Genomic DNA, 12,587 nt, shown 5'->3' on the forward strand with positions numbered 1-12,587 from the left:
TTCAGGAGGCCGGGGGAGCCGGAGAGGGGGACGGCCGCGGCTCGGAGCCGGCGGGGGCGCCGCCGGCCGGCACCACGAGGCGGTAGCCGACGCCGCGCACCGTCTCGATCAGCGCCGGCATCCGCAGTTTGGCGCGGAGCGAGGCGATATGCACCTCCAGGGTCCGGCCGGTGCCCTCCCAGCTCGTCCGCCACACCTCGCTGATGATCTGCTCCCGGCGGAAGACCACTCCGGGGCGCTGCGCGAGGAGCGCGAGCAGGTCGAACTCCTTGCGGGTGAGCGGGACCGCGGCGCCGGCCACGGACACCTGGCGGGTGGGGAGTTCGACGGTGACCGCACCGAGCCGCAGCGGCTCCTCGGCGGCGCTGTCCTCGGCCGGCTGGTCGCCGCCGGACGCATTGCGCCGGCTCACCGCGTGGATCCGGGCCAGCAGCTCTCCGGTGTCGTAGGGCTTGACGACATAGTCGTCGGCGCCGAGGTTGAGGCCGTGGATGCGCGAGCGGACGTCGGACCGCGCGGTGACCATGATCACCGGGGTGGAGCAGATCTTGCGGATCCGGCCGCACACCTCGAAGCCGTCCTGGTCGGGCAGGCCGAGGTCCAGGAGCACCACCGCGAAGGGCTCGGCGCTGTCGGGCAGCAGCGCCCGCAGGGCCTCCTCGCCACTTCGCGCGTGTACGACGGCGAGGCCGTGTTTGGCCAGCACCGCGGACAGGGCCGCGGCCACGTGATCGTCGTCTTCGACCAGCAGCAGTCTCATCGGCCCCCTCCTCAAGTTTGTGCGTTCGGGCGATTGCGTTCGGGCGTGTGCGTTTTCAGGTCATGCGTTTCAGAAGCCCTGCGTTTTGGGCCAAAGGGCATCTACGGCGATGAACAGCACCCACGTCAAGAGGCGGCCACCTCCACGCCGCCATCCGTTACCCAGCCGGTACGCCCCCGCCACACCCCACACCACACCTCCACGGCGTCCCCTTCACGCGGAGTGTCCCGTTGCAGCCGGATCGTTATGCTCAATTCTCCCTCAGATGTAATGACGCTGGTCGGAAGCCGTCACTAGGGTCCTCCCAACCGAGGAGGACGGAGCTACACGCCGATGAGCGAAGTATCGGTGACCAAGAACGCCGAGGGTCCCGCGCCCGCGGGGGATCAGCTGGTCGTGCTGGACAACGTGAACAAGCACTTCGGCGCGCTGCACGTGCTCCAGGACATCGACCTGACGATCCGCCGCGGCGAGGTCGTCGTCGTGATCGGGCCCTCGGGGTCCGGCAAGTCGACGCTCTGCCGCACGATCAACCGCCTGGAGACCATCGACACCGGCAGCATCACCATCGACGGCAAGCCGTTGCCGCAGGAGGGGCGGGAGTTGGCGCGGCTGCGCGCCGACGTGGGCATGGTCTTCCAGTCCTTCAACCTCTTCGCGCACAAGACGGTGCTGGAGAACGTGATGCTGGGCCAGACCAAGGTCCGCAAAACGGACAAGGCGGCCGCCGCGAAGAAGGCCCGCGCGCTGCTGGACCGGGTCGGTGTCGGCACCCAGGCGGACAAGTACCCCGCGCAGCTGTCCGGTGGGCAGCAGCAGCGGGTGGCGATCGCCCGTGCGCTGGCGATGGACCCGAAGGTGATGCTGTTCGACGAGCCGACCTCCGCGCTCGACCCGGAAATGATCAACGAGGTGCTGGACGTGATGCAGCAGCTCGCCCGGGAAGGCATGACGATGGTCGTGGTCACGCATGAGATGGGCTTCGCGCGCTCCGCAGCGAACCGCGTCGTCTTCATGGCGGACGGCCGCATCATCGAAGAGGCCGAGCCGAACCAGTTCTTCAACAACCCGCGCAGCGACCGCGCGAAGGACTTCCTGTCGAAGATCCTTCACCACTGAGACCGCGGTTGGGCCACGATGATTGCCAACACCTGTTGAACCAAAGGATGTTCACCATGAGGATTCGTAAGACGGCTGCGGCGGGTGCGGTGGTGCTCGCGCTCGCGATGACGGCGACCGCGTGCGGCGGCGATTCGGGCACGGCGGGCGACAAGCCGGCCGGCGGCGACGTGTACAGCGGCAACTACAAGGCCGCCAAGAACGTCAAGGTCGACTCGGCGGTGCTGAAGAAGGCGCAGAAGGCCAAGAAGATCAAGATCGGTGTCAAGGCCGACCAGCCGTTCCTGGGCTTCCAGGACGCCTCGTCGAAGAAGTACTCCGGTTTCGACATCGAGATCGCCAAGATGATCGCGGCCGACCTCGGCTTCTCGGCGGACCAGATCGAATTCAAGACGATCAACTCCAACTCCCGTGAGACCACGATCCGTGAGGGCGCCATCGACTATTACGTCGGCACCTACACGATCAACGACGAGCGCAAGCAGCAGGTCGGCTTCGCGGGCCCGTACTACACCGCGGGCGCGGACCTCCTGGTGCGCAAGGAAGACAAGACCATCACCGGCCCTGACTCCCTCAAGGGCAAGCAGGTCTGCTCGATCGTCGGCTCGACTCCCCTCCAGGAGATCAAGAAGTCGAAGTACGGCGCCAAGACCACCGAGGACGCCACGTACTCGGACTGCGTGAAGAAGCTGGTGGACAACCAGGTCGACGCGGTCACCACCGACGACGCGATCCTCAAGGGCTATGCCGCCCAGCGCCCCGAGAAGCTCAGGGTCGTCGGCAAGCCGTTCACCAAGGAGCCCTACGGCGTCGGCCTGATCAAGGACGACAAGGCCCTGCGCGACGCGATCACCACCGCGCTGGAGAACCACATCAAGAACGGTGACTACAAGAAGGCGTACAAGGGCACGCTCGGCAAGTCCGGCTCGGCCTTCGTCGCCCCCGAGACGCCGCTGCCGCGGTACTGAGGCGCTCAGCGCAACGACCTGACTGCGCCGCCCCGTACGCCCGCCGCGGCGGGTGTGCGGGGCGCGCTGTCTTCCACCCCGCCGCTGGCCCCTGTCCGCCCTTCCCCGCCGTCGACCTGACCGCTACCGCGGAGACCTCATGAACGTACTCCTCGATTATCTGCCCGAGTTCCGTGACGGGTTCCTCGGAACCCTGGCGATCACCGCCTCCAGCGCGCTGCTCGCTCTGGTCCTCGGCGTACTCATAGCCGGTTTCCGGGTCTCTCCGATTCCGCCGCTGCGCGCCTTCGGGACGGCCTGGGTCACCCTGCTGCGCAACACCCCGCTGACGCTGCTCTTCCTCATCGCCGTCTTCGTCGTGCCGCAGATCCTCGTCCCCGGTATGAGCCCGTTCGTGCTGGCCACGCTGGCACTCGGCTTCTACACCTCGTCGTTCGTGTGCGAGGCGGTGCGGTCCGGCATCAACACCGTGCCGCTCGGCCAGGCGGAGGCCGCGCGCAGCATCGGCATGACGTTCTCCCAGACGCTGCGGCTGGTCGTTCTCCCGCAGGCCACCCGTACCGTGCTGCCCCCGATGAGCAGCATCTTCATCGCGCTGACGAAGAACTCCGCGATCGCGGGCGCGTTCAGCGTCGCCGATCTGTTCGGCCACTCCAAGCTGCTCAGCGACAAGGGCTACGCGATCGCCTGGATCTTCCTGTGGATCGCGCTCGCCTACCTCGTCATCACCTTCTCCATCAGCGGTCTGTTCCGGCTGCTGGAGCGCCGGTTGGGAGTCGCCCGATGAGCGGACGCGACATGGGGGTCCCCCCGGCCGGAGGCTGGGGGAGGAAGGGCATGACGTGGGTGCCACGCGCGGGCGTGGCGGAACGAAGCGAGGTAAAGGCATGAGCGGGGCCAGCGTTCTCTACGACGTACCGGGGCCGAAGGCGAAGGTACGCAACCGCTTCTACACGGTCATCGGCTCGCTCGCCGTGCTGGCCGTGCTCGCCTTCGTCGTGATGCGGCTCGGCGACAAGGGCCAGTTCGACCCCGACAAGTGGAACATCTTCAACAACGCGGGTGTGCGCGCCAGTATTCGCGACGGCGTGCTGGCCACGCTCCAGATCTTCGTGATCGCCGCGGTGCTGTCCCTGGTGCTGGGCGTGCTGCTCGCCGTGGCACGGCTGTCCGACCACAAGCCCGTCCGCTGGCTGGCGACCGGGTTCATCGAGCTCTTCCGCGCCGTCCCGCTGCTGATCACGGTCTATGCGCTGTGGGTGATCCTCCTCAGCAACCGGGACGATCTCGGCCTCTCCAGCAACCAGCCGCAGTTCTGGGCACTGGTGCTCGGACTGACGGTCTACAACGGCTCGGTGCAGGCCGAGGTGCTGCGGGCCGGCATCCTGTCCGTACCGAAGGGGCAGAGCGAAGCCGCATACGCACTGGGGCTGAGCAAGACGCAGGTCATGACGACGGTGCTGATCCCGCAGGCCGTCCGGGCCATGCTGCCGACGATCATCAGCCAGCTCGTGGTGACCCTGAAGGACACCTCCCTCGGCTTCATCATCACCTACGAGGAACTCCTCTACTCGGCCCGCCAGATGAGCACCAACATCATCGTGAACGGCGAGGACGTCTACGTCCCGGTCATCATCGTGACCGGCACCATCTACGTCTTGATGTGCCTGGCTCTGTCCGCCCTCGCCAACTGGATCGAGCGGCGCGGCCGGCGGGCCAAGACCGGTATCGGCACGGTCGACACCGACGACGCCGCCAACGTGGTGGCCGTCGGCGACTCGGCCCCCCGCGGTCCCGTCAGCATGGGGAGCTGACGGCACGGCAGATCTGCCACACACTGTCCGGAGGCGGCGGCGCCCTTGCCGCCGCCTCCGTCACTTGACGCGGGCCGCCGCAATGGGTTGCATACGCTGTGTGATCACGCACCGGGCTCCAACTGCCAGTTCCCGCACAGCCGCTCAGCACCACCGGGCCCAGGGAGCCGTCTCGTGGACCCGGTGATCATCGTGGGGGCGGGCCCGGTCGGCCTGTCCCTCGCGCTCTCGCTCGCCCGCCTCAACGTGCCCTCCGTCGTCCTCGACGAGACCACCGGCCAGGAGGACACCCGGCCCGCCCGCACCGCCGTACTCCGGCAGGACACCGCGGCGTTCGTCGGCCGGCTCGGCTGCGCCGACACCCTGGAGACCGCGGGCACCCGCTGGACGGCCTGGCGCACGATGCGCCGCCGACGCCTGCTGGAGCGCGTCGAATTCGCCCCGCACACCCCTGCCGCCAGCGCATCACCGGTTCATCTCCCCCAGCACGCCCTGACCCGCGCCCTGCGCGCCGCGCTGGCCGACGAGGAGCTCGCCGAGATCGTCACCAGCAGCCGGCTGGCCGAACTGGAGCAGGACGAGCACGGCGTCGGCGCACACACCCGGGGCCCCAACGGGACGTGGTGGCGCGGGAGTTACCTGGTCGGCTGCGACGGCCCGCGCTCGACCGTACGCAAGCTGCTGGACATCCGCTTCCCGGGCCGTACGGCCGTCGAACGGCATGCGGTCGCCGCGCTGCGCACCGAACTCCCCTGGCCCGGCGAGGCCCTGCTGCACCGCTCGCCGCCCCGGCACGGCGGCGGACCCGGCGGTGAGGTCTCCGCCCGCCCGCTGGCCGACGGCATCTGGCGGCTGGACTGGCTGCTGCCGCCGGGCCGCGACCTGGTCACGCCGGACGCCCTGGTCGCCCGGATCCGGGACTCCCTGGCCGGCTGGACGACGGAGGCGGCGGAGCCGGGAGACGAGAGCGACCCGGCGTTCGGGCGCGGCCACGGCGGGCAGGTCCCGCCGTACGAACTCCTCGACACCGGCGTGCACACCGTCCATCACCGGCTGGCACGGTCCTGGCGGCAGGGCCGCGCCTTCCTCGCCGGCGACGCCGCGCACCTACTGGGCGCACTGGGCACCCAGGGCCTGGACGAGGGGCTGCGGGACGCCGAGAACCTCTCCTGGAAACTGGGCCTGGCCTGGCACCACGGCGCTTCCGAAATGCTGCTGGACAGCTACCAGGCGGAGCGCCGGGGGGCCGTCGCGGCCCGGCTGCGCGCCGCGGACCAGGCGCTGCCGCTGTTGCGGGACGGCGGTGCGACCCGCTGGCGGACCGTGCTGCCGGGCGCGGCACGCGGCCACAGCACCCTGCTGACCGATGGGCATCTGGGACGCGGCCAGCTGGGCGCACCGCCCGTCTACGCCCGCTCTCCGCTCGCGCCGCCCGCCGATCAGGTCGTGGGAGCACCGGTGGGGACGCTCCCCGGAGCGCCGGTCACCGATGTGGCGGTTACCGCGGCCGACGGTTCGGTGGTCCGGCTGCGGGACCGTCTGGGACGCGGGCTCCTGGTGGTGCTGGTTGCGCCCGGCACCGGCGTCTGGGACCGGCGGCACTGGCGGTCCGCGGGCCTGATGCCACAGCTGACCAGCGCGGTCGACGCGCTGCCGATGCGCTCCGAGGTCCTGGTCACGGAGGCCTATCCGGGCGCGGCCGCGCACACCGTCCTGCTGGTACGGCCGGACGGACACCTGGTCACGGCGCTGCCCGGCGTCCGGCCCGCCGAGCTGTACGCGTGCGCGGACGCGGTGCGGGGTGGGGCGGAGGGGGTTCGGGGCGCTGAATCCGGTGGATCGACCGGGCTGTCCGGGGCGTCCGGGGGCAGTGAGGGTGCCGGTCCGGCGGTTGACCCTGTGGGAACCGCCATGCTTCACTCCGAAGGTGACTGATCACGGCTCGCGATTCTGGCGGAGGGTCCATCTGGACCTGGTCCGCTACGCGGGCTGCATGTGTCGTCCGTCCTGCTGATCCGCACTTCCTTCCCCGCGCGGCCGCTGCCTGCTCTCGTTTCCTCCCGGCAGCCGCGCCTCTTCGCGATCACTCAGGACGGTTCCCGTGCCCGACGTACGTACTCCTGCGCGCCCACATGACACGGACGACAAGACCGGCGACGACACCGGCAGCAAACCCGGCAGTCCCCACCGCGCTGAGCGTGGCCCCAGCGCGTCCGAACTCCTCGACTTCGCCCGCCGCACCTCCGCGGACACCGCACTCATCGCCTCGCTCCCGCTCGACCCCGAAGGCCGTACCTGGATCCGGCTGGACGGGCCGGGCGGCAGCGAGGCCTGGCTGATCGGCTGGCCGCCCGGTACGGGGACCGGCTGGCACGACCACGGCGGCTCGCACGGCGCGTTCGCGACGGCCGCCGGCGAGCTGACGGAACAGTCACTCGCCGTCCAACTGCCCACCGAGGGCTGGAAGACGCTGGAACTCGCCGATGGCGTGGACCGGGAGCGCAGACTCAGCGACGGGCGCGGCCGGGCGTTCGGCCCGCACCACGTCCACCAGGTGCTCAACACGTCCGAGGACACCCACGCGGTATCGGTGCACGCCTACTACCCGCCGCTGCCGCTGATGCGGCGCTACAGCCGCACCGGGCCGGTGCTGCGGCTCGAAGAGGTCGAGCGCCCGGAGGAATGGCTGTGAGCGGAGACGGAGTGGCCGGGGGCGGGGTGGCCGGGGACGGTGTGAGCGCCGTCGACGCGTTGCTGGAGCGGGCCCGTGGTGAGCTCGTACGGGTGGATCCCGGCGAGGCCGCCGCTGTCCAGGAGGCAGGCGGGCTCCTGGTGGACATCCGGTACGCGGCGCTGCGGGAGCGCGACGGCACCATCCCCGGCGCGCTGATCGTGGAACGCAACGAGCTGGAGTGGCGGCTCGACCCGACGGGCGAGCACCGCGCCCCGGAGGCAACACATCACGATCTGCCGGTCGTCGTGATCTGCAATGAGGGCTATGCGTCAAGCCTCGCGGCGGTCTCCCTCCGCCAGTTGGGCCTGCACCGCGCCACCGATCTCACCGGCGGCTTCCAGGCTTGGCGAGCGGCGGGGCTGGAGGTGGTGGCGGGGGTGGGGTGAGGAGGACGCCCACCGCCCCCTTCACGTGTCCGGCAGATGCCGCTCCAGCAGTTCCGGGTCCTCGCCCTCCTCCTCCAGGGCCTGTCGGACCACCCGTAGGGCGAGGCCCTCCGGGTAACCCTTGCGGGCCAGCATCCCGGCCAGGCGACGGAGGCGTTTTTCGCGGTCCAGGCCTCTGGTCGTGCGCAGTTTGCGGTCGACCAGTTCGCGGGCGGTGGACTCCTCCTGTTCGGAGTCGAGGCGGCTGACGGCCTCCTCGATCAGGGTGGAGTCCACGCCCTTGGTGCGCAGTTCACGGGCGAGGGCACGGCGCGCCAGGCCCCGGCCGTGGTGTCGGGACTCCACCCAGGCATCGGCGAAGGCCGCGTCGTTGATCAGTCCGACGTCCTCGAAGCGCGACAGCACCTCCTCCGCGGCCTCCTCGGGGATGCCCCGCTCGCGCAGGGCGTCCCCGAGTTGCTTGCGAGTCCGCGGACTCCCGGTGAGCAGACGCAGGCAGATCGCCCGCGCCTGCTCCTCGGGCGTACGCGGTGGTCCCGTCTCGGCCCTCGACGAGGAGGGACCACCGCCGTTCTCGCGGCCCTTGCGGCCGCTACGGTTCTCGGCGTCCCCGGCAGCGCTGCTGGAGTCGTGCTCGCTGCCGGGCCAGTCCGTTCGCCGTGTCATGGCGGGCTAGCTCTTGGCCGCGGCGGCCTTGGAACCCTTGGCGGCCTTGGCCGCCGGTGCCGGAGCCGCGGTGGCCGGGCCGCTTGCCGCGCCTGCGGCGTCCGCACCGGGCTCCGCCGCCGGGTCCTGCGGCTTCACGCCGATACCGAGCTTCTCCTTGATCTTCTTCTCGATCTCGTTGGCGAGATCCGGGTTGTCCTTGAGGAAGTTGCGGGCGTTCTCCTTGCCCTGGCCGAGCTGGTCACCCTCGTACGTGTACCAAGCGCCGGACTTGCGGATGAAGCCGTGCTCCACGCCCATGTCGATCAGGCCGCCCTCGCGGCTGATGCCCTGGCCGTAGAGGATGTCGAACTCCGCCTGCTTGAAGGGCGGCGCGACCTTGTTCTTCACGACCTTGACGCGGGTGCGGTTGCCGACCGCGTCGGTGCCGTCCTTGAGGGTCTCGATGCGGCGGATGTCGAGGCGCACGGAGGCGTAGAACTTCAGCGCGCGGCCACCGGTCGTGGTCTCCGGCGAGCCGAACATCACGCCGATCTTCTCGCGGAGCTGGTTGATGAAGATCGCGGTGGTCTTGGACTGGTTCAGCGCGCTGGTGATCTTCCGCAGGGCCTGGCTCATCAGCCGGGCCTGGAGGCCGACGTGGGAGTCGCCCATCTCGCCCTCGATCTCGGCCCGCGGCACCAGGGCGGCGACGGAGTCGATGACGATGAGGTCGAGCGCACCGGAGCGGACCAGCATGTCCGTGATCTCCAGCGCCTGCTCGCCGTTGTCGGGCTGGGACAGGATCAGGGCGTCCGTGTCCACGCCGAGCTTCTTGGCGTACTCGGGGTCGAGCGCGTGCTCGGCGTCGATGAACGCGACGGAGCCGCCGGCCTTCTGGGCGTTCGCGACGGCGTGCAGGGTCAGGGTCGTCTTACCGGAGGACTCCGGGCCGTAGACCTCGACGACGCGGCCGCGCGGGATGCCGCCGACGCCGAGCGCGACGTCGAGCGCGGTCGAACCGGTGGGGATTACCTCGATGGGTTCGTTCGGGCGCTCCCCCATACGCATCACGGCGCCCTTGCCGAATTGCCGTTCAATCTGTGCGAGCGCGGCGTCGAGCGCCTTCTCGCGGTCAGTGCCTGCCATGGGTTCCACCCGATTTGCTTGAGTCGATCGCTTCACGTCCATGACGCTAACGCCTGCCACTGACAATGCGCCCGGACCCGGCTCCAGCCTGTGGATAACTCCGCGGGAAGCCCCCAGAACACAGGCCAGATCTCCAATAAGAATGGATGTTCGATTTTGGTGTCAAGCGCCTCGCCCGGCGGTCCGCGGCCACGCCGAGGGCAGCGGCCGTGCTCAGCGCCCGCCCTTCTCGTCACCGTCCTGCGTGGTGTCCCCGGCCCCGGCGCCGTCCGTCTCGGTCCGCCGGTCCGCCAACGGGGACGACGGCTGTTCGTCGTGCAGCGTGCGGCGGACCTGGGCGAGGACCCTGGCACCGCGCCGGCGGCGGGTCCCGCCCTGGACCCGTGGGTCGTCGGTGACCTCATAGCGCTTGACGTACGCGCCCAGGAACGCCTGCAGCGTCGCGGTCGCCGGGATCGCGATCAGCGCGCCCACCGCGCCCATTAGGGCCGTGCCGGCGACGACCGAGCCGAAGGCGACGGCCGGGTGGATGTCCACCGTCTTGGCGGTGATCCGCGGCTGCAGCAGGTAGTTCTCGAACTGCTGGTAGACCACGACGAAGCCGAACACCCAGAGCGCGTACCAGGGGTTGACGGTGAACGCGATCAGGATGGGCAGCGCGCCCGCCATATACGTGCCGATGGTCGGGATGAACTGCGAGACCAGGCCCACCCACATGCCCAGCGCCGGGGCGTACGGCACACCCAGGATCTCCAGCAGGACGTAGTGCGCGACGCCGGAGATCAGCGCCATCAGGCCGCGGGAGTAGAGATATCCGCCGGTCTTGGCGACCGCGATCTCCCAGGCGCGCAACACCTCCGTCTGCCGTCGGGGCGGGAGGACGGAGCACAGCGCGCGGCGCAGCCGGGGGCCGTCGGCCGCGAAGTAGAACGAGAACAGCGCCACCGTCAGGAGGTTGAACAGGCTGCCCAGCACCGTGGCGGACACGGCGAGGACGTTGTTGGCGCTGTCCTGGACGTACTTCTGCAGCCAGTCGGACTTGAGGAGGTTGTTCTGCACCTCGACCCGCGAGAGGTGGGTGTGGAAGGTGCCGTTCATCCAGCTGATGACGGAGTCCAGGTACTGCGGGAACTCCTCGACCATCGTGGCGATCTGGCCGGCGAGCATGGACCCGAGGAGCGCGAAGAATCCGGCCGTGACGACGAGGATCCCGAGGAACACCGACCCGGTGGCCAGCCCGCGCCGCATGCCCCGGGCCGCCATCCAGTCGACGGCCGGTTCGACGGCCAGTGCCAGGAAGAACGCGATGAGGATGTTCAGCAGCAGCGTGATCAGTTGGTGGAAGCCCCAGCTGGCGAGCTGGAAGCAGGCCACCAGGGCGAGCGCGAGCACCATGGCGCGCGGCAGCCAGCGCGGCATCCGCGCGTCGGAGCGGTCTGGGGGTCGTGGTTCGTCGTTGCTGTTGATCTCATCAGTCGCGCGCACGGGCCAAGTGTCGCGCACCGCTCGGACACTCCCGGTCCGGCCCTGCGTATCCGCCCGTGATGCCCACCCAGGAGGCCATTTGTCGCCCTTTACCCGGCCTGCGCCGGAGCCGCCTCAGCGCCTGTCGTACGGCACATCCATCGTCGAGCAGACCACCCGCCACACCTCTTTGGCGCTCCACCCCGCGTCCAGCGCCTCATGGACGGTCCGGCCGCCGAGCCCGGACATCACATGATCGCGCGCGAAGGAGTCGGCGTACGCCGCACCGAAGTGATCCGCCATCCGCTGCCAGAAGACCGTCAACCGCATGCCTCCAGTATCCCGCCCTGGGAGGGCAGCCGGGCGCCTGCCGGTACCGCCGGGGGATTTCGGCCCTACGGTCGGGCCATGGCCGAAATCGCAAGCCCACCATCGACCCCTCTGGCGCGTGCCGAGCGCTTCGTCTGGCTGACCGCCCGGGTGCTCGAACAGCGGCTCTTCGAGTACCACTTCCTCGGCGGCGGGGCGGACCCGGTCGAGACCGCGCTCGCCGCGTACCGCAACGACGACGACGGCTACGGGCACGCGCTGGAGCCGGATCTGCGCGGCCCGGTAAGCCAGCCGCTGCACACCTCGCACGCCCTGAAGGTGCTGGATCTCATCGGGCGGTGCGACGGCCTCAAGGTGGAGCGGATCTGCCGTTATCTGACGCGGATCTCGACCCCGGAGGGCGCACTGCCCGCGCTGCACCCGTCGCAGCGCGGTTACCCGGCTGCACCATGGATCCCGGTGGTCGACGATCCGCCGAGCGCGCTGCTGGCCAGCGGGCCGGTGGTGGGTGTGCTGCACCGCAACGAGGTCTGGCACGCCTGGCTGTTCCGGGCCACGGACTACTGCTGGGCGGCCGTGGAGTCGTTGGAGGAGACCCATCCGTACGAGGTCGAGGCGGCGGTGGCCTTCCTGGACGGCGCCCCGGACCGCCCTCGGGCGGCCGCCGCGGCACAGCGCCTGGGCAAGCTCGTACGGGAGCAGGGGCTGGTGCTGCTGGACCCGGAGCGGGCGGCGGACGTCCCGGTGGCGCCGGGGTACGCGCCCGGGGAGCACCACTTGGCGTTCGACTTCGCGCCGGCGCCCGGCTCGCTCGCCCGCCGCTGGTTCACCGACGAGGAGTTGGGCCGGGCGCTGGACCACCTCGCATCGCTCCAGGAGGAGGACGGCGGCTGGCCGGTCAACTGGCGGGTGTGGGCACCGGGCACGGCGCTGGAGAGCCGTCCCATGGTGACCCTGAATGCGCTGCTGACCTTGCGGGCGTACGGGCGTCCCCTCGGCTGAACCGGGGCTCGTTCGTCGGCGGACTCGACGCTCGCCTGCTGACCGGGCCCCATCCGTAATGGACTCGGCGCTCGCCTGTCGGCTGAACCGGCCCCCACCCGTCGGCGGGCTCCTTGGGCCGCGGCGCGGCGCTCCCCCGCCCGCTCCTATCCTCTGACCACGCCATGACCGATGTGGCTGACGATAGGACTGACGTGGCTGCCGATAAGGGAGGGG

At 70.2% G+C, this 12,587-nt stretch carries 14 protein-coding genes; 9 read left to right on the top strand and 5 right to left on the bottom strand.

Annotated elements, in window-relative coordinates:
* Position 1: 1 nt before the first annotated feature.
* A complete protein-coding gene (locus AB0I10_RS33240) occupies positions 2-760 on the bottom strand; it encodes a response regulator transcription factor (protein ID WP_363156402.1) in 759 nt (252 codons plus the stop codon).
* 333 nt (positions 761-1,093) lie between these two features.
* Here AB0I10_RS33240 and AB0I10_RS33245 point away from each other — a divergent pair, with 333 nt between their 5' ends.
* From AB0I10_RS33245 to AB0I10_RS33280, 8 genes are all read left to right on the top strand, one after another.
* Positions 1,094-1,879, top strand: a complete 786-nt coding sequence (locus tag AB0I10_RS33245) for an amino acid ABC transporter ATP-binding protein (protein ID WP_363156403.1) — start codon at positions 1,094-1,096, stop codon at positions 1,877-1,879.
* 56 nt (positions 1,880-1,935) lie between these two features.
* Entirely contained in the window at positions 1,936-2,847 is a 912-nt protein-coding gene (locus AB0I10_RS33250) for a glutamate ABC transporter substrate-binding protein (protein WP_363156404.1), read from the top strand.
* A gap of 139 nt (positions 2,848-2,986) precedes the next feature.
* Positions 2,987-3,634 (top strand): amino acid ABC transporter permease, encoded by a 648-nt coding sequence (locus AB0I10_RS33255; protein WP_363156405.1) that lies wholly within the window; start codon positions 2,987-2,989, stop codon positions 3,632-3,634.
* 100 nt (positions 3,635-3,734) lie between these two features.
* Positions 3,735-4,661: an amino acid ABC transporter permease gene (locus AB0I10_RS33260; protein ID WP_363156406.1), complete on the top strand. Its 927-nt coding sequence runs from the start codon at positions 3,735-3,737 to the stop codon at positions 4,659-4,661.
* A 174-nt stretch (positions 4,662-4,835) separates the two neighbouring features.
* A complete protein-coding gene (locus AB0I10_RS33265; RefSeq protein WP_363156407.1) occupies positions 4,836-6,596 on the top strand; it encodes an FAD-dependent monooxygenase in 1,761 nt (586 codons plus the stop codon).
* Positions 6,589-6,675: a putative leader peptide gene (locus AB0I10_RS33270; RefSeq protein ID WP_342456959.1), complete on the top strand. Its 87-nt coding sequence runs from the start codon at positions 6,589-6,591 to the stop codon at positions 6,673-6,675. Before AB0I10_RS33265 ends, AB0I10_RS33270 begins: the two co-directional genes overlap by 8 nt.
* A gap of 87 nt (positions 6,676-6,762) precedes the next feature.
* A complete protein-coding gene (locus AB0I10_RS33275; RefSeq protein WP_363156408.1) occupies positions 6,763-7,353 on the top strand; it encodes a cysteine dioxygenase in 591 nt (196 codons plus the stop codon).
* A gap of 41 nt (positions 7,354-7,394) precedes the next feature.
* Positions 7,395-7,781, top strand: coding sequence for a rhodanese-like domain-containing protein (locus tag AB0I10_RS33280; RefSeq protein WP_363156416.1), 387 nt, complete (start codon positions 7,395-7,397; stop codon positions 7,779-7,781).
* A 21-nt stretch (positions 7,782-7,802) separates the two neighbouring features.
* Here the strand turns inward: AB0I10_RS33280 and recX are convergent, their stop codons facing one another.
* The 4 genes from recX to AB0I10_RS33300 all read right to left on the bottom strand — a co-directional run bounded on the left by recX (position 7,803) and on the right by AB0I10_RS33300 (position 11,369).
* A complete protein-coding gene (gene recX / locus AB0I10_RS33285; RefSeq protein WP_363156409.1) occupies positions 7,803-8,447 on the bottom strand; it encodes a recombination regulator RecX in 645 nt (214 codons plus the stop codon).
* Positions 8,448-8,453: 6 nt separating this feature from the next.
* Complete coding sequence (gene recA / locus AB0I10_RS33290; protein WP_363156410.1) at positions 8,454-9,575, bottom strand: recombinase RecA; 1,122 nt, start codon at positions 9,573-9,575, stop codon at positions 8,454-8,456.
* 213 nt (positions 9,576-9,788) lie between these two features.
* Complete coding sequence (locus AB0I10_RS33295) at positions 9,789-11,060, bottom strand: AI-2E family transporter (protein ID WP_363156412.1); 1,272 nt, start codon at positions 11,058-11,060, stop codon at positions 9,789-9,791.
* A gap of 114 nt (positions 11,061-11,174) precedes the next feature.
* Complete coding sequence (locus tag AB0I10_RS33300; RefSeq protein ID WP_363156413.1) at positions 11,175-11,369, bottom strand: DUF3046 domain-containing protein; 195 nt, start codon at positions 11,367-11,369, stop codon at positions 11,175-11,177.
* Positions 11,370-11,447: 78 nt separating this feature from the next.
* Between AB0I10_RS33300 and AB0I10_RS33305 the strand changes: the two genes are divergently transcribed.
* Complete coding sequence (locus tag AB0I10_RS33305) at positions 11,448-12,371, top strand: hypothetical protein (protein ID WP_363156414.1); 924 nt, start codon at positions 11,448-11,450, stop codon at positions 12,369-12,371.
* Positions 12,372-12,587: the final 216 nt, after the last annotated feature.

This window comes from Streptomyces sp. NPDC050636 (assembly GCF_040654775.1).
Classification (GTDB): domain Bacteria; phylum Actinomycetota; class Actinomycetes; order Streptomycetales; family Streptomycetaceae; genus Streptomyces.